This window comes from Shewanella sp. SM23, from assembly GCF_025654295.1.
GTDB lineage: Bacteria > Pseudomonadota > Gammaproteobacteria > Enterobacterales > Shewanellaceae > Shewanella > Shewanella oncorhynchi.
Window position 1 is genome coordinate 1 of record NZ_JAKKRM010000019.1, and the last position, 23,616, is coordinate 23,616.

The following is a 23,616-nucleotide window of genomic DNA, read 5'->3' on the forward strand; positions in this document are numbered from 1 at the left end:
CCAAATCATCGCGTCCATCGGCAATTTACGCCGTCTTAACGTCGCAACGCCCTGAGAGTCTAGGCAAGATTGAATTAACTCAGGTTCTAACACATCTGCTAAGCAGGTGAATTCGGTTAGGCGGGTAATATGAGTACGGGCGAGTGCTTCTGAGAGTTGCATAAAAAAATCCGATGACATGAGGTCATCGGATTTTGATCTTTTCAGCGAGATCGTCAAGCGATCTGTCTTAACTGATCGGCATTACGCCAATGGCGGGTATTTTCTCATTCAGCTATGGCGTTAAACGCTGAGCTTATTCTTCAACAGGCGAGACCACGAACAGTAAGTCGCCTTGAGACACTTGCTGACCATTGCTGTTCAGGATGCGCTCGATACGATACTTCTTATCTTCAGGGTACAGAATCGCACTCTGACGGTTAAAGCCGGCTAAGGTCACTTGCGAGAACATCTTCATCGCTTCTGTTAGTGCTAGCGTTTGATCGACTGTGACTATGTCACCTTCTTTCACAAAATCCGCTTCACCCGGTGCAGAAGAGGTATAGAAGATACCTGCGCCTTGGGCTAACACTTTCAGTTCGTTACTTTCGCCAACACGCAGTGACTCAGTGTCCACTTCCACAGTTTCAGCGGCAGCTTCCATTTCAGCGATCAACGCAGGAATGTCCAGCTCAGCCATTAAACGTGGCAGATAGTTAGTATCGTAAACACCTTCGTTGAAGGTACCATCTTTCAAGATCAACTTGAGTAACGGAATGTTAGTCGCGATGCCTTTCAGCACTACACTGTCTAAGTATTCGTACAGTTTGGCAATTACATCCTCACGGTTTTCACCACGCATGATGATTTGCGCAATCAAGCTATCGTAGTATGGCGATACTTCTTTACCTGGCGCAGCAATCGAAATGATTTCCACATCTGGATGATCTGGGAACACACACTCAGTGATCTTGCCAGGATTTGGGATCAGCTGCAGTATGCCATGGCTATCGAGCGCCGCTTTCTCAGCTGTCACACGTACTTCCATCGCATAACCAATTTCTTTAGGTTCTAACGCTGCAATTGAACGACCCGCTGCAATATCAAACTGCGCACTAACGATATCAATACCTGAAGTCGCTTCCGTAACAGGATGTTCAACCTGCAGACGTGTGTTCATCTCCATAAAGTAGACTTCGTTCGCATCTAAGTTATAGATAAACTCTACGGTACCTGCGCCCATGTAATCGGTCGCGTCGCCTAAGGCACGGGTATAGGCCAGCACTTGTCGCTTCAGCTCATCCGGCAGCATAGTTGAGCCAGATTCTTCGACCACTTTTTGGTTGTTACGTTGAACCGAACAGTCACGCAAACCTAATACTTTCGCGTTGCCGAACTTATCTCGCAGTAACTGCACTTCGATGTGACGTAGTGATGTCACATACTTCTCTAAGTACAAATCACCGTTACCAAAGGCAGCGGCCGCTTCAGTTGCGGTTTTTTGGAATAAACCAATCATGTCTTCAGGACGTTTTACAACCTGAATACCTTTACCGCCACCACCTTGTACCGCTTTAAGCAGTACTGGATAGCCGATTTCGCTCGCCACGTTTACGGCTTGCTCAGCATTGGTCAGAATACCGTGCGAACCAGGCACAACTGGTACGTTTTGCGCTTGCGATGTCTTAATTGCGTTCGACTTGTTACCCATAGTCGTCATTGAATGCACGCTAGGACCGACGAAGTTAACACCGTTATTCACACATAATGCAGCAAACTGCGGGCTTTCTGATAGGAAACCAATACCAGGATGCAATGCATCAACCTGTTCATATTCGGCCACTTTCAGCACTGAGTATGCGTTCAAGTAACTTTCGTCCGATGTGTTACCACCGAGACAAACTAACTTGTCGGTTTCTTTGAGCATGTCCGCTGGCACTGATGTCATATCAGGATCCGACGCCACTAATACCACATTGATATTATTGTCATGCGCCTTGCGAATAAGTTTCACCGCTGTACAACCACGGGCGTGAACCAATACTTTGTTAATTGGCTTCATTAACTTACGTGGATCGTTCTGCACGATCACTTCTTCTTCAACAGTAGCTTCAACCACTAAGGTCGACAGTGCATTGATGATCACGTCGTTAATTTTTGCCGAAGGCATTGGCATCAGAGGATCGATACCTGCTAACTGAGAGTCTAAATTGTCGCTGAATGGGTTATGGACTAAGCCCGCCATTGCGCCAGGTACTTTTGACAAGTAGTTAGACAGCGTTGCCGTTGATGGTAAGTAAGCTGGCACCACCATTTGACCTGCGAACGGCATGTTAGTACCAGACAGATAGTAAGTTTGCACCAATGGGTGAGTTACAAAACTCGCCTGCGCACCACCGGTACAGTCACCAAAACCAAACATCAGTACTGGCAATTCGTTATCACGAATAAAGCGCGTGATACGGTCGTTCACCACAGCCATAGAGAATAGCGCCGCAGCGCCTTCTTTAGTCTGCATACCACCTGAACTGATAAAGCACACAACGGGTAATTTACGCTTAGCACACTCGATCAATAGTGCAGAGAATTTCTCAGCACTAGCCATATCGAATGCACCCGCTTGGAATGCGGTGTTAGACACAGCCACACCCACACGCACTTTTTGACCTTTTTCTTTAAAGTCAGCAATACCTGTGATCAAACCACATGGGCGAATGCCTTTATCTAATGCGTCTTCAATCGATAAACGGAAGCCTGGGAAGTTGAGCAAGTTAGCCGACATTTTGTCGCCGTTGATCTCTTCGAAATGGGTAAAGAACTGCTTCACCACATTTTCCCAAGTCATGTTGCCTTTACGTTTTTCGTCACGTAGCACTTTTTGGATCAATAGATCTTGATAACCCATGGTCAAGCGGTTCCAGAAGTCCTTACGACGACCGATACGCACAGGGTTGATCGCACCAGTGTACTTGCTGGTATCGCTTTCACTATCGAAATACTCAGGCAGTAAACGCTCGAAGAAGTAAGTCAGTACCACGAATAGACTGTCGTTAAGTTGTGGGAAACCCACACTCTTCCACTGCTCTACTCGCACCAACAAATCGGCGCGGTTCGATTGACCCATAAAATACTTGAGCCACTTATAGAACTTAGCTTTGTCGTTCGAGGTATCTTGCGTCGACAATGCATGGTCAATTGACTTGTGCAACAGGTTGTTCACTGAGTTACGTGACAAACTCTTCGACATCATGGCTTCTTTCGCGATTGACGCTAAGCTGCCCACAACGTTGTCATACAAGGCATTAAAGATCAGAATGTTATGGCATTGCCAAATAAAGTCTTCACGCAGTTCTTCATTTACCACCACATCAAGCACAGTCAGCTGATTCAGCTCAGGCCATTTAGCTTGAGTCACAGACTTTGGCAAACTTTCTAAGTGCTGAATCAGCCCTTTAAAGTTGTTAGCCGCATTGCTCTTCCAGCGATGATACAAAGACCAGCTAATGTTGAATAACAACGCCTTACGTGCTTTTTTATAGTTCTCTTTTGGCTCACCCAAAATCAAACGTGTCAGCATGTTACGCTCGGTAGAGACTTCGTCACGTTTAGCGACAAAGTTAGTCCACAATTTATTCAAATCTTCGTCATAAACTAGCTTGTCAGGGTTAGACAACCAAGCTTGGAACACACGGTCTTGTTCCTGTTGAATACGTGCCAACAGATCACCTTCTGGCACGCTAGCACGTGACAGACGGCCATATTGCTCTTGAGAAATAGAATGGATACGGCTACGTAGCGTTAAATAACGCAAATAGCGATAGGCGCTACCGAACAAGTTATGGTGACTGGTCGGGCTCGTTGCCACAGCTAATTCTGCGTTCAGTTCCAAAGCCATCAAGTTTTTAGATGGATTAAGGAAACGAGTTAAACTGCGATCATAATGCTCACGTAAATCTTTAGATTCACGCACAAAATTCATCGCTGCACGCTCAACCGCTTCTACGCTGCTAATAATAGCGCGGCGCAGATTGTGCTGACGCTCGTCACGATCGCCCGGTGAAAAGTCGATAATACCGTCGATACAACCTGAGGTATAAAGCTCTTCTGGTGATACACCGACAGATTTCGCACATTCTTGCCAAGATAAGTTGTACTTACGGGCAATACTTTGCAGACCTTGTGGCTGGATCGTGTTGAAAATACCGTCACGCAACGACAACAGAATGTTCGCAGCCGCTAATGGAATTGCGCCACCAGAATAACCAGCACCAATTACGATACCGACTGTCGGTACGTCAACGTTGGCACTTTCTGCGATAGCTTTAGAAATTGAATGCGCTTGGTTTTGGCTGTTAGCGATTTCGCCAGCATCCGCCCCTGGGGTATCAATTAAATAGATAATCGGCATAGACAATTCGGCGAAATGACGAATTGCTTTACAAGCGGCGTAATGATGCTCAGGCATCCAAGCACCGTTAGCGGTAGTGCGTTCTTGGGCAATAAAGCCAATACGACGAGTGCGTGAACCAAAGTTCAGCTCGACCTCAGCACTGTAAAAAGAGCCCAAGTGAGTTTCCGTAATCAAACGACCTTTAAGATCGGCAATAATACGTTTTGCACCAGGACGACCTTTATCTTGGGTCGGCTGGATCACTTTAGCAACGTAACCGTCGACATCTAAAGATGCCAAGTCTTTTAAGTTTGCTTGAATAGCATCCTCATTTAAAAGACCTTTAATTTCTTCCGATAAACTCTGTTTACTGTGCTTAGGAAACAGAGAAAAATCTTTTGCCAAATGCTCGGCCTGTAAAAAAAGCGGATCGGGCGTTTGGGCTTGAGTCATGTGTTTGGGCTGATTATTGCTGGTCATCAAAAGATCCTCTGCTTAGCCTCTGAAAATTTTTAGCCAATAAATATAACTTTGTTATCCCGTCAAATGCCATTAAACTGCATAGGACGCTTTGTTCCAAATATGAGACAGTGGGAATAACATGCCAGATTTAAACGGTATGATGCTATTTGCAGCCGTAGTTAGAGCGAAGGGATTCTCCCAAGCTGCACGTGAAACCGGCCACCCAAAATCCACCATAAGTCGCAAAATCGCGCAGCTAGAAGAACAACTTGGCGTGCGATTACTACAGCGCGACACCCGTAATTTGAGTTTGACCCAAATCGGGGCACTCTTTTATCAACACTGTGATTCGATTCGCAATGAGGTAGAAGCGGCCAAGGCAGTTATCGAGAATACTCACGATGATGTGTCAGGATCATTACGCATTGCAATCCCAGTGTCATTTAGCCAAGAACTTATCGCTAACCTCTGTAGCGGATTTATGCGTTTATATCCCAATGTTGAATTGGATGTCCAGTTTACCGACAACGATATTGGTTTAGTCGGTGAAGGATATGACATAGCCATCAAATATGGTCCACTTCAATCGTCGGACTTAGTCGCAAGATTACTGTTTGAACGCCAGCCAATTTTAGTGGCAAGCCCTGCATACTTAAAACTCAAAGGCACACCCGCGACCCCAAAGGAACTCTGCCTGCACAGTGGGATTTTATTGGGGACTTCTCGCTCAGCACCAATTTGGCCATTGGGTAAAGGTTCGCATAAAACCATGGCGAACTTTCAGCGTAAAGTGAGGGTCAACAGCCCGATAATGGTGAAGCAATTAGCCATAGATGATTTTGGCATCGCCATGTTATCCAATTCAGCCTGTAAGACTGAACTTGCTAATGGACAGCTAGTACCGATTTTACAGGAATGGCCGATTGAACCTTTTAAGGTTTACGGTGTTTATTCGAGCAGACGCCAACTGGCCACCAACATCAGTGTCTTCTTAGACTTCTTCGTAAAACGCTTCAGCAGCCAAGAAAGCCTGCAATCCCTAATGGGTTAACGTTTCCCGTCGCATCAAGGAAACCTGTTTCAAGAAAGCCCAATAAAAATGCCTAGATCTGAGTCTAGGCTTTCAGTATCACGATTGATGTCAGCTAAGTAGGCAGCGTCATACGCAATTCTCGCAAGGTTTGGATACGCTATGCTTACGCGACCTAGCATGGGCTAAGGAATAACGCGTTCCCGTTTTAAGATTTCCTTAGTAACGGCTTGACGCAATGGTAAACCTGCCGCGTCGGGAATATCCATATTCATCGCAAAAAACCATACATTATCATCGAGTTCAACCCAACCTACCCACCAGCCAATGCTTGGTTCTGCTCTGACTGCATAACCGGTTTTCGCACGGATAATATAGTCAGAATTCGCTTCGGTAAGCATGGCTTGCTTAACAATACGTAAACTGCGCTCAGAAGCGTGTATCTTGTTGTGATAAAGCTTACGTAGGAAATCGATTTGCTCCGTAGCCGAAATTCGTATGCCACCATCTAACCAAAAGCTATCCAAATTTCCCGAAATATCCTCATTACCATAATCAAACGAGGCGATCATCTTCGACATACGCGCCTCACCAATTTGGCGAGCAAACTCTTGGTAGACAGGCACAACCGAATACTTCATTGCAGTAATAAGGTTATGATCACGATTCCAAGTTGCGATATCTCGACTTTTACCATCCCACTTAAAGACTTGATGCTCATCCTTCACCACGCCAAGCTCTAGCGCGATCAAACTGTTAGGAATCTTAAACGTCGATGCAGGTAAAAAACCTTGATTGGCACGTTTAAGATTATTAGTGAATCCCTGTTGCTTGTTTTCATTCCATAACACCACTACGCCTTTAGTTTGGTGCTGAGTAAAACTGGCATCCCAACTGCGGGTTTCTTGCCACTCCTTAGCTGTAGTAGATGCAAAAGTCGGCGCCACTAAGCTTGACGACACTAAAATAGACGACATCACCAGCACAGCCGATATGGTGAACAAACGCATAAAGTCTCCTTGTAGAAAAACAAACAATCCAATGAACTAAAAAAGTGATTAAGGCTATCACTTAGGGTTTTGGCAAGCCCTAGCAAACTGCTGACCAATTGTGGCAAAAAAGAGGCAAACTAGACCCTATTGCACTGTTGCAGATGGATTAATGCTAGCGCCATATGATTTGTGATAGAAGATATTGACATAAGATGACGAAGATCACTGAGCTTAACTTTATTACCCTCAGCTTGTAGTGCATACTTTTTGGCATAAGAGCCTATCCGTACGAAAAAAATAATCATTATTTCCAATGAATAACGTCTAATCACTACAGGGAAGCCAAACATGTTAAAGCCAGTGTTAACACTCATCCTCACCACCAGCTTAATGACTACAGCCAGTGCCGTGCAGTTATTTGGTGATGTTGAAGTTTCCCGCCTACCAACAGCCGAAAAAACCATAGGCGACGTAGTCACTCGCTATCAAGCTCTTGACGATGGTCTGGCTCAGCTGAGCTCAAAGAAAAACGAAGTTGACGCCACCCAATTAGCGGCACGCCAAGGACACAGATTATGGCAACAAGCTGTCCGCGATGTGCAGTCAGGGCATTTTGACGACCGACCTTTATACTGGGCTCGCCTTGCCATGCTTAATAGTCTAAAAACCACCAGCGCCAACTTTAAAATGGCCGATTGGCAACAAGACATATTAATGAGTGCGGTTGAAAAAGCCTCACGGGGTTTTAGCGATATTCAATATGGTGATGATGTCCAAATCAAAATATTTCTCACGGGTTTCGATCCTTTCTTCCTCGACAAAGATATCACCCAGAGTAATCCTTCCGGTCTAGTTGCCCTCGCCTTGGATGGTTTTCGCTTTGATATTAATGGTAAAACGGCGCAAATAGAAACCGCTATGGTGCCTGTTCGTTTTGCAGATTTTGATCAAGGACTTATCGAGTCGCTATTGAGCCCGATTTATCGCGATCCTAAAACCCATTTTGTGTTCACCGTTAGCATGGGCCGAACTGATTTTGATATCGAACGCTTCCCAGGGCGAAATCGCAGCGCAGCGGCGCCCGATAACCAAAACGTACTCACTGGCGGCACTAAAATCGCACCCGTTGCCCCAAAGCTTAATGGTAAAGATTTTATCGGCCCCGAATTTGTGGGATTTTCACTGCCTGTTTCGGCTATGCAAGTCAAAGATAGTCAATGGAAAGTCAATGATAACCATACTGTCACTACCCTTGCCCGCGGCGAGTTTAGCGCGACGTCATTAAACGAACTGCAAAACGAAACCTCAGTCGAAGGTTCAGGCGGCGGTTATCTCTCTAATGAAATCTCCTATCGCGCCATAGTCTTGCAGCAAAAGTTTAATAGCCATGCCAAGGTCGGCCACATTCACACACCAAGAGTCAAAGGCTATGACGCCGATACTGAGCAAGCCATAGTCGAACAAGTACGCACTATGGTGATGCAGGCGGCGGCGAGTTTATAGCCAAGTCACATTTCCTGAAACAGGCTGAAACTGGCATTGTCAGATAGCGTTCGCTATGATGCGAACGCTTCTGATGTGAACGCTTAGGCAGGCTTAATCACCGATAAGTTTTAAGCACTCAATTTTATGTTTAACCGACGAGATCCAACGCTAACCCTATGCTGAAACCCGCTGACTTACTCAATGCCTTACGCCGTCGCAGCAGTGAAGCACTTGCCCCGCTGACAAAATCGACGTACGCAGCCTTAGGCCAAAGCCAAGATAAGTCGCAGGGGATAACGAGTCCACCATTACAAGATCCGGCTCAAGCACATATTTTCACCGGTTCATCACGCCCACTCTCGTCACTACAAATTCAAGTACTAGAGCAAATTGAAGCCTGTTATCAAGAGGCCGAGATATCGCTTAAGCGCACTTTTTCACGCCCAGTCACTCAATTTAGTCTAAGGGGTAAGAGTGCGGGTACGGCACATTTGCAGCAGAATCGCCTGCGATTCAACCCCGTTCTACTAAGGGAAAACAGCGAGGCATTTCTGACTGAGGTCGTCCCCCACGAAATTTGTCATTTGCTGTGTTTTCAGCTTTTTGGCAAAACCAAGCCCCACGGTAAAGAATGGCAATCTTTGATGTTAACGGTATTTAAGGTCAATCCGAGTACCACACATAGCTTTAATACCACTTCAGTTACGAGTCACGATGTTGAGTATCGCTGCGCCTGTGGACCGATTCGACTGAGTATTCGCCGCCATAACAAGGTGCTGCGCGGTGAAAGTCGTTATATCTGTAAACGCTGTAAGACCCATTTAACTGCGATCTAGCGACTTTCAGCAAACAAAACTCCCACCTAAGTACGACTCAATTTGCATAAACAGCGATATTTCCCTTACCATCACGCCATAAAAGACGAGCCAAAGGCTCGCGTAGTGTTTGTTATTTTGGGATAAATTTTGAACATAGCTTCTTTAACCGTTAATTCACGGCGACTTTTGTTGTGCCTAATCACTTGGGCGGCGACCTTATCTGTGCCCGCAAGTGCCTCAGTGTCACATCCCAGCAGTTTCAGCCAAGCGAAAACCAAGTCACAGGCGCTCTACGCAGGCAGTCGCCAAGGTACTCTGCCCGCAGTCAGCTTTTACTGTGGCTGTGAAATTCAGATCAAAGGCAAATCGTGGAAACCCGATCTCGCCAGCTGTGGTTATCAAGTCCGTAAACAGGAAACCCGCGCCAACCGGATCGAGTGGGAACACATAGTCCCCGCCTGGGAATTTGGCCATCAACTCCAATGCTGGCAAAAGGGTGGCCGTAAAAACTGTGCCGATAACAGTAATGAATTTAATAAGATGGAATCGGATATGCATAATTTGGTGCCCGCAATTGGTGAGGTCAATGGCGATCGCAGCAACTTCCGATTTAGCCAATGGAACGGTAAGGCCGACCAATATGGCCAATGTGCTATGGTAGTCGACTTTAAGAATCGTCAAGCACAACCTCCCGCGAATACCCGCGGTAAGATAGCCAGAACCTACCTCTATATGCAGCAGACCTATGGTCTTAAAATCGCCTCAAGCCAATTAAAATTGTTTAAGGCATGGGATAAAACCTATCCAGTTGATACTATTGAGTGCAAACGTGATAACGCCATAGCGCAAACCCAAGGTAACCATAACCCCTTTGTGCAGAATGCCTGTAATGCGCCACCACAGCGTCAACAATTAGCCGAATAAGGTCGACAATGAGAGTCCCAAGAATTTATCAACCTCAGCCATTAGCCATCAATCAACAGTTGAACTTAGACGAAGATGGCGCGGCCCATATCGGCAAGGTGCTACGCATGGGCAACGGCGAACATATCAGTCTATTTAATGGCGATGGCCATGATTATCTTGCTGAAATTGTTGACGCAGGTAAGAAGTATGTCACAGTAAAACTGCTCTCCTGTGAGGCCAATTTATCTGAGTCGCCACTCAACTTGCACTTAGGCCAAGTGATTTCCCGTGGCGATAGAATGGAGTTCACCATTCAAAAATCAGTCGAGCTTGGCGTAAATACGATTACGCCGCTGTTTTCAGATCGCTGCGGTGTGAAACTCAACGGTGAACGCCTAGAGAAAAAAATTCAGCAATGGCAAAAGATCGTCGTGAGCGCCTGTGAGCAATCGGGACGCAGCCAAGTGCCCGTGATTCGCCCAGCGATGGACTTACACGATTGGTGCAGTGAGCCTACCTCAGCGCTTAAACTCAATTTGCATCCACGTGCCGCACACGGTATCAATGGCTTAGATTTGGCCCATACCCGCGTGCGACTATTAATTGGCCCAGAAGGCGGTTTGTCGGCGGAAGAAATCGCCATGACAGAAACCTATCAGTTTACCGATGTGTTGCTTGGCCCCAGAGTGCTACGCACCGAAACCGCCTCGCTCACCGCCATTACGGCACTGCAACTCAGATTTGGTGATTTAGGCTAGACAGTCCACAACCGCACACAGCGGTGGTATGGCACCCCATTATCCAATAAATGCTTTTTTGCCTGCAAACGGCGACAAATAAGGAACAGATTAATGATAAAACTCGGCATAGTGATGGACCCCATCAGTGAGATCAACATTAAGAAAGACTCCAGTTTTGCCATGTTAATGGCCGCGCAGGAAAGAGGTTATCAGCTGTTTTATATGGAAATGGCCGATCTTGCCATGGTCAACGGTGTGGCTATGGCCAATATGCGTCCGTTAACTGTTTTCAATGATGCGAGCAAATGGTTTGAACTAGGTGAATCTCAAGACACGCCGATGAGCGAACTCGACGTGATCTTAATGCGTAAGGACCCGCCATTCGATACTGAGTTTATCTACGCAACTTACATGCTTGAACGCGCCGAAGAACAAGGCGTGTTGATCGTTAACAAGCCGCAAAGCTTACGTGATGCTAACGAGAAACTGTTTACCGCATGGTTTAGCGAATTCACGCCAGAAACGATCGTGACCCGTGATGCCAAACGTATCCGCGCTTTCCACCAAGCGAAGGGCGATATTATTCTTAAGCCACTTGATGGTATGGGCGGCACCTCGATTTTCCGCGTGAAGCAGGACGACCCAAACCTTGGGGTCATCATAGAAACCTTGACCAGCTATGGCCAACAATATGCCATGGCGCAAGCCTTTATCCCTGAGATAACCAAAGGTGATAAACGCATTTTAGTGGTCGATGGTGAGCCTGTGCCCTACGCCTTGGCGCGTATCCCAATGAAAGGCGAAACCCGTGGTAACTTAGCGGCAGGCGGAAGCGGTGTGGCTCAACCTTTATCCGACAGCGATTGGGCAATTGCCCGCGCCATTGGTCCAGAACTTAAAAAACGTGGACTGATTTTTGTCGGCCTCGATGTCATTGGTGACAAGCTGACTGAGATCAACGTAACCAGTCCAACTTGTATCCGTGAGATCCAAGCAGCATTTGATGTCGACATCACAGGCATGTTAATGGATGCTATTGAAGCACGCATTAACACCAAAGCATAAAAATTTACCAACGAGTTTGTTGATTTAAGGCGCTTTGACATCACAAGCGCCTAGCCACTTTCTAGGGATGTGATATGAGTTTCACCAAAGCGCCATTCTTGTTACTCGGCATAGGTTTATTACTATCGACTCCGACTTGGGCCAACATAGAAACAGGTCCAACGAAAGCACCGTCGCGTCCCAAAAACATTGTCATCATGATAGGTGATGGTATGGGACCGTCTTACACTAGCGCTTACCGTTACTACAAAGATAATCCTGACACAGAGGAAGTCGAACAAACCGTATTCGACCGTTTACTTGTAGGGATGGCGAGCACTTATCCCGCCAGTGTCAGTGGTTATGTTACCGACTCAGCCGCGGCAGCAACTGCGCTCGCCACTGGCGTTAAATCTTACAATGGGGCGATTTCGGTCGATACCCAAAAGCAACCGCTACCGACCATACTCGAAAAAGCCAAATCCCTTGGCCTCAGCACAGGTGTGGCTGTCACATCCCAGATAAACCACGCCACACCTGCAGCCTTTTTAGCCCACAATGAGAGCCGTAAAAACTACGATGCTTTGGCAATCAGCTATCTAGAAACCAACGCCGATGTATTCTTAGGCGGTGGTCAAAAATACTTTACCCCTGAACTATTAGCGCAATTTAAAGCCAAGGGTTATCAACATATTACTCGTTTTGAAGACCTCGCCAGCATCACCCAACCTAAAGTGCTAGGCTTGTTTGCCGAAGTTCAATTACCTTGGGCGATTGATGAAAAAGATGCGAAAAAACTCAGCACTTTAACCCAAAAAGCACTCAGTTTACTGTCGCAGAATGACCAAGGTTTTGTACTGTTAGTCGAAGGAAGTCTCATCGACTGGGCGGGTCACAATAACGACATAGCTACAGCCATGGGTGAAATGGATGAATTCTCCAATGCCATTGAAGTGGTTGAGCAATTCGTGCGTGAACATCCTGATACCCTGATGGTGATCACCGCCGACCATAATACCGGCGGCCTATCGATTGGCGTCGATGGAAACTACAACTGGAACCCTGAAGTCCTACGTAACATTTCAGCCAGTACCGACACATTAGCCTTAGCCGCCATCAGCGGTGAACAATGGCAGGCCGATCTCGCCCGCGGTTTAGGTTTTGAGCTCAACGAAGAAGAAATCGCAAAATTAACGGTCGCCAGAATGCAGGGATTAGAAACCATAGCGGTTGCGATTCGCCATGTTATTGATAAGCGAACTGATACGGGTTGGACAACCGACGGTCACACAGGCACAGACGTACAAGTGTTTGCCGCAGGTCCCGCATCTGAGCTGTTTAACGGCCATCAAGACAATACTGATATCGCCAATAAGATTTTCAGCTTATTGCCAAAACCGAAGAAACCTAAGAGCTAATATCTGGGTGATTCAATAATAGAAGGCAACGGCATAATGCAGTTGCCTTTTTTATTGGGTCTTTTGATTAGGGATTTTATCAGGTCTTAGCGCAGGGATTCGATGCAAACTGGCTCAGGCGTAAATAACGGGTATAATGCCCACACTTAAGTTTATAGGTGCCTGTAACTGTGTTAACTAATCCATCGCAAGTCATTATTCGTAATCAAGACAGCCTAAGCCAACATAGGGTGTTAGTGCTCAATCATGAAGCCGATCTACTGCCAAAAGCCCTGCTCGATGTCGCGGCCTCGGTCGATGCCCTCGCCTTGGATTATCACCATTATTTACACTTAGCGCCGCACGCGAATTCAAAACTGCGTTGCTACTTCGGCCACGAACTGCCACATCAAGACCCAATTAAACCTGAAAAGTACGATACGGTTATCGTTTATTTCCCCAAGGCTAAACCCCTCGCACCTTATCTATTTAACCTCGCCGCCAACCATCTTGTGCCTAACGGCCAACTGTTAGTGGTTGGGGAAAACAAAGGCGGCATTAAGTCTTTAGTTAAACTCTTGCCTGAGTATTTTGCGACGGGGATGAAGCTCGATAACGCCCGCCACTGCCTACTATTTGGTAGCAATTTAGAGGGCAGCGCCTCGGCAATGAAACTTAGCGACTGGGTCAGTCAGTATCAACTCACAACGCCGCAAGGCGAGATCAGTATCTGTAATTTAGTCGGGGTATTTAGCGAAAAACGGTTAGATCTCGGCACTGAATTATTATTATCACACCTACCAACACTCTCGGGCAGAGTGCTCGATTTTGGTTGCGGCGCAGGCGTGATCACCGCCGCTCTACTAAAAGCACAACCGAGCCTATCCCTAGAATGTGTTGATATTAATGCCATGGCGTTAGCTTCTTGTGAACTCACCCTGGCGGCCAATGGCATGACAGCCAAAGTGTATCCATCCGATGGGCTCGCGCAAACCACAGGAAAATTTAACGGCATTATCTCTAATCCGCCGTTTCATGATGGCCTCGCCAGCACCACCAGCATAGCGCAGAACTTTGTCACCGATAGTGCTAAGCAATTACAACATAATGGTATTTGGCAAATAGTCGCCAATCGCCACCTGCCCTATTCCGATATTATCGCCGCCGAATTTGGCCAATTGAAAGTGGTTGCCGACAACAACAAGTACAAGTTGTATTACTTCCAGCACAAATAGATGTTTGATTAATAACGCGCAGATGCTTTCGCTGAAGCGCGTTATTGGCAACACCAGCCACTCACTCTTATCCCAATCCCTGTTTGTTTGCAGATAAAACCTCACTTTCATCGTGTTACAAAATTCAATATTGTGATCTGCCGCATGCCAGCGATTCTGACAATCCCCCACTTATAGTCACTCAACAGCCGTTCCTAACATAGGGATTCGATTTAAAACATCAAAATAATGGTTAAACCCAAAATCAATATAAGTTGTGGTTTATTCAGTGATTTTTGCTATAAAACCAGAGATAACACTGATTATAAGACTCAATTTTTTATAAAAAACTATTTTAAAATTCACTCATAGACCATTAACAACAAAATGACAACATTTGCTGATTTTGCAGCCAAAAAGGCTTCTTTACCCTAAGTTTCTACTGTTATACTCAAAACAGCTTCTTAACAAGAATAAAACGCAATTACTAGGAATGCCCCTATGCTGGACCCTGAACTCATAGAGCTAAACAGCGATAAGACAAAAGCTGAATTGCGCCTGATCCCTAATGTCCATGGTCCAGTCACCCATGAAGACATAATGCGCCTGTTGTCTTTACCTGAATTCGCCGCCCTGTTTCCGCTAGAGCCAGCCATTACTAAAACCGTCGCTAAAATCAACTCTCTTTGTAATCAAGACGATGGAAAATTTGAGCTCTATACTACTTTGGCCGAACGTCGCGATGGCAGCATAGCTATCGAGATTAGTCCCGATAAAATGCAAGCCAGCCTTAAACTTACCGCAGCATGGGGTGGTAAACAGATAGATTTGCCAGAGATCCTCACTCATCTCAAAAAAAACAACGTCTGCATGGGGCTAAGCAAACTCAAAATTCAAGCTCTACTAAAGCAACTCAGCACACTCAAGCCAGGGGAAATCTGCCAAAGTGAAATAGCCCAAGGCAAAGCCCCTGTTAATGGACTCAATGCGGTACTAGAACGCAAAGTATTCCTTGCGCGGGAGCGCTTGCTTCAGCCACAAGAGCGCGAAGATGGCAGTGTCGATATGCGCAATTTAGGCGCAATGATCGTTGTTAAAGCCAATGATCTCTTGATGGTTAAACATTTAGCCACCGAAGGCACTCCGGGCTACAACATCAAGGGCGAAGTCCTTAAACAAAAACCAGGTAAGGATGCCGTGCTTCAAGCGGGTACAGGCACAGCTTTTCATCCCAAAGATCCCAATAAGCTGATCGCCACAGTGCCGGGGCAACCCGTCGAAACCCGTACAGGTATGAATGTCGATGATGTACTGCAACTTAAAGATGTCGACATCAGCACAGGCCATGTCACCTTCAAGGGCAGTATTTTAATTACAGGTGATGTCCACGAGGGCATGATAGTTAAAAGCTCAGGCGATATTACCGTGATGGGGTTTGTGGACTCCGCCACCCTTGAAGCAGAAGGCGATGTCACTGTGAGTAAAGGCATCATTGGCCGCCAGATTAAAGCCAATGAATACTCTACCAATATCTATTCTCAAGGGCAGATCAGCGCCCAATTTGTGCAATATTCTCAATTAGTTGCCAAAGGTAATATCTTAGTCACTAAACAGTTGCTGCACAGTAATACCAAAACCGCCGGCAGTTTAACGGTCAGCGATCCTAGCGGTCGTCGTGGTGATCTGGTTGGCGGAGTTGCACACGCTGAAAAAGGCATCACGGCGGTTGTCATAGGTGCAACGGCAGGGACTAAAACTGACGTTTACTGCGCAATGGGACAGGCTGAACTCAAGCAAGATCTCAAGCTACTCGATGAGAGCGTTAAAGCTATGGTCGTCGCCAGTTTAGATATCGAGGCTCGCCTCAATAAACTGCCCCCCAAGTCAGAATGGCAAGCTGACGCGGTTATGATTGAGCAAATAAAGATGATGCTTGATGAGAAGAATCGCATCATGGACGAACGTACCCGTGAAGAGCTTGAATTCGATACCTTTAAACAAGAAGTCGAAGGCTACTACGAAAAATACCGCATCGAAGTGCTTAAACACGTATTCCTTAACGTTGAGCTGCATATAGGTCCAGCAAATCACCGTACGGCACGTGAACACGGCACTTGTTGTATTGCTAATGTTAATCAAGAGATTAACTTTGACTATAATGCCAAGGCCAAAGCTGCACCGAGCACATAAGGTTCACTAGGGTTCTTAACGCCAGTGCTGAGGCGGCTTTCGCTCGGTAGCCAAACCTCTGAACTCGTTCTGGCCTCTATCTATCTTCTCCAAGCGTGGCATACTGCTCACAGATAAACGCACGCAGCAGTATGCCAAGTCACCTTCTTGCTAAATCCTAATCCTTGTCTACTGCCGCCGATTGATCTCAGAGAATACCTCAGAGCCCATTTTAAACTTCCTAAGGATCTGAAATGACTAGCGTTAAGATGTCGAGTATTGAATGGCCAGCGATTGTAAAACTGACTCAAAATGACGAATTACTTTACCTAGAACATCAAAGAGATTGGCTCGAACTGGCCTGTCTCTATCAGCATCACTTCATCGAAACCGATCAATTATTAGACTCCAAAGGGCAGCGATACCTTATCAGTGCCTGTCCACAAAAAATCCATGAAGATCCTGTTGGCGAATTACCTCGATTACTGCGCCAAAAACAGGATTTGCCACTCAATGAATTTATCAAATGGGTTCAAAATCATGCCCAAGCACTAGGACAATGTTGTGTCGCTAAACTGGCTTTCACGACAATTGCCCAAGGAATCGAAATTGTTCGTACCCTCGATGAATAAACAGCAAGCACATGATAAGCCATAATAAATGGCTATCAATGACTCAGTTAATCAATAAAAAACAATATGACCTTAAAAGCTAATATCCTCATAATCAATTCACAGGCATAATTTGCCGCGGTGTAACAGCGCTAAGCCAGACGGTAAAGCGCTTAAGATGCACTCCAAAATAACCGTTTTCTGCGTCGACTCAAGGGATGACGTTTAAGTTGGCACTAAATATACAAACAGATGGAACCGAAATTGGAACTACTTAAGATTGACTGCTTAGGCAAACAACTGCGCTTAGAAGGCTCGCTCGCGGGCTGGCAACAACTCTACTGGGACAACACCTTAGTCTCACAAAAAGAAGCTTCCGTCGATAATGGCGGCCTTAAAGTCCATGTCTTTGAGCTCACTCACCACAGCAGCCCGTTGGTGACAGAAAGTGGTGAGCAAGCCATCGCCATGACAGAAGCTAAAATCCAAGTTCGCCTCGAAACCGATCTCGTTTGGCAGCCTTTCCGCCTTGATTACTGCTTACTGATGGATGACAAAATTATCGACCAAGGGCGACGGACAGAGAAAGATATCGAACGCCAAACACCAGAAACGCCCATCGTTAAGCAGCAAAAAATCAGCATGATAGGACTCGCCTCCCTCGGCTTTAAGCTGTTAAAAAGCGCTAAAGTCATAAAGGTAGTGTTAGCGGGCGCCAGTGTTGCCGCTTATTCTTGGCTATTCTCCTTCCAATTCGCCCTCGCACTTATCGCCTGTTTAGTATTCCACGAATATGGCCATATTCGCGCAATGAAATATTTTGGGATGAAAACCAAAGGGATTTACCTTATTCCCTTTATGGGCGGACTCGCGCTCTCCGATGAAAAAATAAATACACGTTGGCAAGATGTGGTGATTTCTATCATGGGACCGACCTTTGGGCTCTTGATGTCCATCGCTTCCTTGATTGCTTACCACGCAACGGGCAATGTGTTTTTTGCCGGCCTTGCCGCCTTTAATGCGCTGCTTAACCTATTTAATTTATTGCCTATTTTGCCACTCGATGGCGGCCATATTTTAAAGAGCATTAGTTTTTCGATGAACAGCATCATGGGGCTGGTCGCCTGCGCCGCCGGTGCCGCTTTCGGAGTGTATATCAGCTACACCTTAGGCTTAGCGCTATTGGGCTTCTTGTTGTTGATCGGCAGCTTAGAAATCATCTTCGAGTGGCGAACTCGCCATCAAAGCCATTTGCTGCCATTAGACAGATACGGGCAAATCTTCTCGGTTATTTGGTATTTGCTCACGGTTGGCGCCTTAGTCGGCATCATCTGGCACTTAGCCGGAACCGGCGATGATATGCTCAGTCTGCCGCTGCAAATATTACGCAGCTAATTCTGCTTAACGGCTAAACGCAGCGCAAAGGCACTAGCACGAGTGCTTACACTTGCACTTGCCCAGAGTGATGCAATACAAAAAACCGCTATTAATAGCGGTTTTTTATTTTTCTGTCGCGCTGTGATGCTTTTACAAAAATGCGCTATTCCTTTGCCAAAGGCGGAGCGATATCGCTGCCGCCAAGGGCTTGATAAAGCGTCGCTTGGGCGGTGAGTTGGTTATAGCGATTCTCGAGTAAAGCCGCCTCGGCGCTGCGACGATTCTCTTGGGCATCAATCCAATTCTGAATACCGATAGCGCCATTGCGGTACTGGCTCTCATAAATGGCTTCAACGGCCGCCGCTGCACTGAATTGCTGTGCCAACTTATCCCCTTGATAACGATATTGCTGCTTAGCCGAAATCGCGTTATCGACATCCTCAAAGGCGGAATAAAGCGTCTTGCGATAATTCACCACTGCAGTTTGATAATCGATATCGGCAATGTCGTTATTGATTTGCATTTGATTCCACTGCAAAAAGGGCAAGACTAGCCCTGCGCCTAAACTGCCAACGGGATTACGTAACAACTCTTTTAACTCAGAGGTCGACTCCCCAACACCGCCGGTTAAACTCAGGCTTGGAAAATAACTCGCATAGGTCGCATCTTTACTCGCCAAGGCGGAGCGCAGTTGATACAAGGAGGCCTTCACATCTGGGCGTCTCACTAATAAATCTGCGGGTACACCCACGCTAACGTCCGGCACTGCTACGTCGGGGAGTTGCTTAATCTCAACCCAAGTTCCCCCTGAAGCTAAACTCTGCGCAGGAACAGCAGCTGGCGCCTGATTGAGTAATATCGCGAGGGCATTTTTAGCCACAGTTAATTGCTGAATAAGCTGGCTATGGGCCGCCTCTTGTCCCGCCATACTGCGCTGAGCTTCGAGCACATTCACTTGCGTCACGGCCCCAGAATCATACTGCCTTTGGGTTAATGCCAGCGTTTGCTGACTGTACTCGATACTCTTTTGGCTTAAATCAATCCGTTGATTTAAATAACCTATCTGCCAATACAAGGATGCAGTGGTCGCCACTAGGCTTTGGGTGGTACTTTCTCTATCTTCGGCGCTCGCCAGCGCAGCCCATTGAGCTTGGTCGATATTGGCCGACACTTTGCCCCACAAGTCCACCTCATAACTGACAGACAATTTTGCTTGATAACTCTTAGTCGCATCGCCACCCTCAAGTGGCTGATTACGGGAAGCGTCAAGGTTTGCCGATAACTGTGGGTATAGATCATCCCGCGTTAGCCCTGCCTGCAAGCGTGCTTTACGCAGCGTTAAGGTCGCTAGGGTTAAGTCATTGTTAGTGCTCAACACTTGACTGACCAGCTTATCGAGCTCAGGCTGATGAAACTGCTGCCACCAAGGGTCGACTTTTACTTGCTCATTCACTGTGGTGTTTTGCCACTGTTCGGGAATAGCCAGTGCGGGTGGTTCAAAGTCTGAACGCATAACACTGCCACAACCACTCAACAGGGCTATGCACAGAGCTGGTCCCAAAGCCGTGCAAACAGCAATAGCACAGCTACGAGGCGAAAATGGTCGATTAAATAGTTTATTATTCATGGTGTTATTACTCTCTAGCTAGTGCGTCAACGGGATCTAACTGCGCCGCATTGCGGGCGGGTAAGAAACCAAATAGCACACCAATTAAGGTTGAGCAGGCAAAGGCAGCAACGATGGAGGTGGTGGAATAAATCATTTGGAAACTTCCCCCCGTTTGAGCAAACACCACGCCAATTAAGTAGGACAAGGCGATGCCTAAGGTGCCACCACACAAACACACTAAAATGGCTTCGATAAGGAACTGGCGCAAAATATCACTCTGGCGCGCACCCACCGCCATACGAACACCGATTTCACGGGTTCGCTCAGTCACTGAAACCAACATAATATTCATCACCCCAATTCCGCCAACGACAAGGGAAATCACCGCGATAGCCGAGATCAGTAAGGTCATGGTTGCTGTGGTTTTTTCGATGTTCTGCCTAATGGTATCGGTATTGATGGTGAAGAAATCTTGCGTGCCGTGGCGCATTTTAAGCAGCGCGATAATGCCCTGCTCCGCCGCGTTACTCGGCACAGTTTCATCGAGTCGAACGGTAATACCATCCAAATAGTTTTTACCCACCATACGGCCAGAAACTGTGGTGTAAGGCACCCACACATTAAGCGCATCGCTGTTACCAAAAGCACTTTCTTTGGGTTGAGTCACACCTATGATACGTACGGGTAAATCTCCAAGGAAAATCACTTGCCCTATCGCCGAGTTATTGTCGGCTGCACTGTTAGGGAAAAGCTCCTTACGGGTATTGTCATCAATCACTGCATCTTGGGCGAGCGATGCGACACTGGCATCATCCCAAAATTGGCCCTGCGCTAACTCGTACCCTCTTACACGGAAAAACTCAGGTCCCACACCATTCACCGATGCCGATACCGCTTTATTACCAAAACGAACCGTTGCAGTAGAGCCAATGCTTGGCGTCACGCTATCAACATAGGGCAGATTTTTAAGGGCATTGGCGTCCGTTGCGGTTAAGGTGCGCACCCGCGCCGAGCGTCGATCGCCAAAACCTGAACCGGGGCGAATATCAATCGTGTTGGTTCCCATCGAACTGATACTTTTGAGAATGGCCTGCTGCGAGCCTTCACCTAAGGCCACCACAGAAACCACTGAGGCGATACCTATGATAATGCCGAGCATAGTCAAGAAGGTACGTAACCTGTGGGTCGACATCGCCACCAGCGCCATTTTAAGTGCTTCGACATATCTGTCCCACGAAGCCACCCGCGCACGCGAGCCATCTTTTGCTGCCACTGCACCGTTAGGCTTTTGTGACGCCGTATTTTGTAACGTTGAGCTTTGCGATGTCGAAGTTTGTGACGTCGAAGTTTGTGACGTCGAGCTTTGTGGCTTAGCCGTTTGTTTATCCTGACTGCGCTCATCGCTGATGATCACGCCGTCTTTGATTTCGATAATGCGGTCGGCATATTGGGCCACGTGCATATCGTGGGTCACGATAATGATGGTATGACCGTCGCTGTGCAGCTCCTGCAACAACTGCATCATTTCTTCGCCGCTGTGACTGTCAAGTGCACCTGTTGGCTCATCCGCAAGGATCACATCGCCGCCATTCATCAAAGCGCGCGCCACACTGACCCGCTGCTGCTGTCCGCCACTGAGCTGATTGGGTTTATGGTCAAGCCTGTCGCCAAGGCCTAAACGCGTTAACAAATGCTCGGCCCTGTCTTTACGAACCGTGCGTTCTTTACCCGCATACACAGCAGGCACTTCGACGTTGCCTATGGCGGTCAAATCGCCCAGTAAATGATAACGCTGAAAGATAAAACCAAAGTGCTCGCGGCGCAGCTGTGCTAACTCATCAACGTCCATAGTCGAGGTATCTTGGCCATTGATAAAATACGCGCCCTTTGACGGCTTATCTAAACAACCAAGAATGTTCATTAGGGTCGATTTACCCGAGCCAGAAGCACCAACTATCGCCACCATCTCGCCACGGCCAATCGACAAGTTCACATCTTTCAGCACAGTGAGTTGCTGCTCACCCGCCTGAAAAGTGCGATAACAACCTGAAATTTCAAGTAATGCCGTTGTCACTGTTAAAACCTCACGCTAGGTGGGCGACGTAATTTACTGCTGCCATCATCGGAAGACGGCATGCCAAGCACAACCTGATCGCCTTCCTTCAAACCCGCGGTGATTTCAGCATTGATTTTGTTGTTAATCCCCACAGTGACATCCACATATTGCACTTGGTTATCAACTAACACAGGCACTTGATATTGCGGGCCGCTGCGGGCTTTACGCTCGACAGACTTAGCCTCTGGCGCCGCGGATTTCTCCCTCGGCTTTATACGCAATATCTGCGCAGGCACTAATAGTGCATCATCGGCCTTAGCTAACACTATGGACACCTGCGCCGTCATGCCGATACGCAAGGTGCGGTCAGGGTTTTCTACATCAAACAGACCATGGTAATAAATAGCGTCTGAGTCGCTAGAGCTCATATTGCTATCGTCGCCATCCATCGAAATCGGCCCAGGCTCAATCGCCCTCAAAACGCCACGGTAGGGATGATTCGGTTTTCCAAGGACAGTGAAATACACGGCTTGACCCGGATGGACATTGACAACATCGGCTTCGGAAATCTGCGCTTTAACTGTCATGGTATCCAGCTGCGCCATTTCAACTATGGTCGGTGTTGTTTGATTAGCGTTAACGGTTTGCCCCACTTCTACCGCGGAATACACCACAGTGCCATCCATCGGCGCGGTAATTTTGGTATAACCTAAATCGATTCTGGCACTGTCGACGTTAATCTCAGCCTGTTGTTTTTGCGCTTCTAATTGCTCAAGCTCGGCTTGATAAACCGTTAGATTAGCATCGGCCACTTCATAATCGGCACGAGAACTGGCCTTATCGGCAAGCATTTGCTGCTGGCGGCTAAATTCCAACTTAGCTTGGCGGATCTGCGCCTGTTTGGCGCGGAACTGAGCATTGATACTCTTGAGTGATGCGAGGGCATCCTTCAAATTATTCTGCTGCGCTAAGCTATCAATCTGAGCAATCAAATCGCCTTTCTTTACTTCATCACCCAGTGCCAGCGGCAAACTTAAGATTTGCCCCGACACCTGCGCGCCTACACTCACCAGTTTGGATGCCTGCAACATGCCATTGGCCAGCACTGAGTTTTCGATATCGCCACGGCGCACCGCTTCAGTCACATAGGTAGGTGCCGTTTCAGGCTTATGCCACATAAAATAAGCACCGCCACTCAGGAGGATTAAGCCGCTTAACGCGAGCAGCAATTTACGCTTTGAGGATTTTTTCATCGGTATTGTCGTGTCCATCAATGCTAAAGACAGCAAGCATTCATCTTGCTAAGGAACTGAAATTGTTCCAACAGTATATAGAGT

17 protein-coding genes are annotated in these 23,616 nt (G+C 47.0%); 11 read left to right on the top strand and 6 right to left on the bottom strand.

Annotation, left to right across the window (positions count from 1 at the left end; all coding sequences use genetic code 11):
* Both L5L98_RS18520 and L5L98_RS18525 read right to left on the bottom strand, forming a co-directional pair.
* On the bottom strand, positions 1-180 hold a 180-nt coding region (locus L5L98_RS18520; protein WP_263142523.1), incomplete at its 3' end, for a transposase domain-containing protein.
* Positions 181-295: 115 nt separating this feature from the next.
* Positions 296-4,849 carry a biotin carboxylase N-terminal domain-containing protein gene (locus L5L98_RS18525; protein WP_105251502.1) on the bottom strand — a complete coding sequence of 1,518 codons (4,554 nt, stop codon included), beginning with the start codon at positions 4,847-4,849 and terminating at the stop codon, positions 296-298.
* Between the two features lie 121 nt (positions 4,850-4,970).
* On the opposite strand from L5L98_RS18525, the gene L5L98_RS18530 reads away from it, so the two are divergent.
* Positions 4,971-5,882 (top strand): LysR family transcriptional regulator, encoded by a 912-nt coding sequence (locus L5L98_RS18530; RefSeq protein ID WP_263142787.1) that lies wholly within the window; start codon positions 4,971-4,973, stop codon positions 5,880-5,882.
* Positions 5,883-6,046: 164 nt separating this feature from the next.
* On the opposite strand, the gene blaOXA is transcribed toward L5L98_RS18530, so the two are convergent.
* The gene (blaOXA, locus tag L5L98_RS18535) at positions 6,047-6,871 is read right to left on the bottom strand and encodes a class D beta-lactamase (RefSeq protein WP_263142788.1); all 825 of its coding nucleotides are present in this window, start codon (positions 6,869-6,871) and stop codon (positions 6,047-6,049) included.
* A 330-nt stretch (positions 6,872-7,201) separates the two neighbouring features.
* Here blaOXA and L5L98_RS18540 point away from each other — a divergent pair, with 330 nt between their 5' ends.
* The 10 genes from L5L98_RS18540 (at position 7,202) to L5L98_RS18585 (ending at position 18,632) form a co-directional block, all read left to right on the top strand.
* On the top strand, positions 7,202-8,356 hold the full coding sequence (locus tag L5L98_RS18540) for a hypothetical protein (RefSeq protein WP_263142790.1): 1,155 nt from the start codon (positions 7,202-7,204) through the stop codon (positions 8,354-8,356).
* Between the two features lie 158 nt (positions 8,357-8,514).
* Complete coding sequence (locus tag L5L98_RS18545) at positions 8,515-9,174, top strand: SprT family zinc-dependent metalloprotease (RefSeq protein WP_263142792.1); 660 nt, start codon at positions 8,515-8,517, stop codon at positions 9,172-9,174.
* 129 nt (positions 9,175-9,303) lie between these two features.
* On the top strand, positions 9,304-10,080 hold the full coding sequence (gene endA, locus L5L98_RS18550) for an endonuclease EndA (protein WP_173913177.1): 777 nt from the start codon (positions 9,304-9,306) through the stop codon (positions 10,078-10,080).
* Between the two features lie 8 nt (positions 10,081-10,088).
* Positions 10,089-10,820, top strand: a complete 732-nt coding sequence (gene rsmE, locus L5L98_RS18555; RefSeq protein WP_263142794.1) for a 16S rRNA (uracil(1498)-N(3))-methyltransferase — start codon at positions 10,089-10,091, stop codon at positions 10,818-10,820.
* A gap of 93 nt (positions 10,821-10,913) precedes the next feature.
* Positions 10,914-11,867, top strand: a complete 954-nt coding sequence (gshB, locus tag L5L98_RS18560) for a glutathione synthase (protein ID WP_131525067.1) — start codon at positions 10,914-10,916, stop codon at positions 11,865-11,867.
* 74 nt (positions 11,868-11,941) lie between these two features.
* A complete protein-coding gene (locus tag L5L98_RS18565) occupies positions 11,942-13,264 on the top strand; it encodes an alkaline phosphatase (RefSeq protein WP_263142797.1) in 1,323 nt (440 codons plus the stop codon).
* Positions 13,265-13,434: 170 nt separating this feature from the next.
* Positions 13,435-14,478 (top strand): methyltransferase, encoded by a 1,044-nt coding sequence (locus L5L98_RS18570; RefSeq protein ID WP_263142799.1) that lies wholly within the window; start codon positions 13,435-13,437, stop codon positions 14,476-14,478.
* 480 nt (positions 14,479-14,958) lie between these two features.
* Complete coding sequence (locus L5L98_RS18575; protein ID WP_198573564.1) at positions 14,959-16,647, top strand: DUF342 domain-containing protein; 1,689 nt, start codon at positions 14,959-14,961, stop codon at positions 16,645-16,647.
* Between the two features lie 233 nt (positions 16,648-16,880).
* Positions 16,881-17,258 carry a DUF4144 family protein gene (locus L5L98_RS18580; protein WP_028759298.1) on the top strand — a complete coding sequence of 126 codons (378 nt, stop codon included), beginning with the start codon at positions 16,881-16,883 and terminating at the stop codon, positions 17,256-17,258.
* A gap of 231 nt (positions 17,259-17,489) precedes the next feature.
* Positions 17,490-18,632 (top strand): site-2 protease family protein, encoded by a 1,143-nt coding sequence (locus L5L98_RS18585; protein WP_173913176.1) that lies wholly within the window; start codon positions 17,490-17,492, stop codon positions 18,630-18,632.
* 145 nt (positions 18,633-18,777) lie between these two features.
* On the opposite strand, the gene L5L98_RS18590 is transcribed toward L5L98_RS18585, so the two are convergent.
* From L5L98_RS18590 to L5L98_RS18600, 3 genes are read right to left on the bottom strand one after another with little or no spacing between them, the layout of a single operon-like run.
* Positions 18,778-20,241 (bottom strand): efflux transporter outer membrane subunit, encoded by a 1,464-nt coding sequence (locus L5L98_RS18590; protein ID WP_263142800.1) that lies wholly within the window; start codon positions 20,239-20,241, stop codon positions 18,778-18,780.
* 7 nt (positions 20,242-20,248) lie between these two features.
* Complete coding sequence (locus tag L5L98_RS18595; RefSeq protein ID WP_263142801.1) at positions 20,249-22,297, bottom strand: MacB family efflux pump subunit; 2,049 nt, start codon at positions 22,295-22,297, stop codon at positions 20,249-20,251.
* 2 nt (positions 22,298-22,299) lie between these two features.
* Positions 22,300-23,532, bottom strand: a complete 1,233-nt coding sequence (locus L5L98_RS18600; RefSeq protein ID WP_263142803.1) for an efflux RND transporter periplasmic adaptor subunit — start codon at positions 23,530-23,532, stop codon at positions 22,300-22,302.
* Between the last annotated feature and the right edge of the window lie 84 nt (positions 23,533-23,616).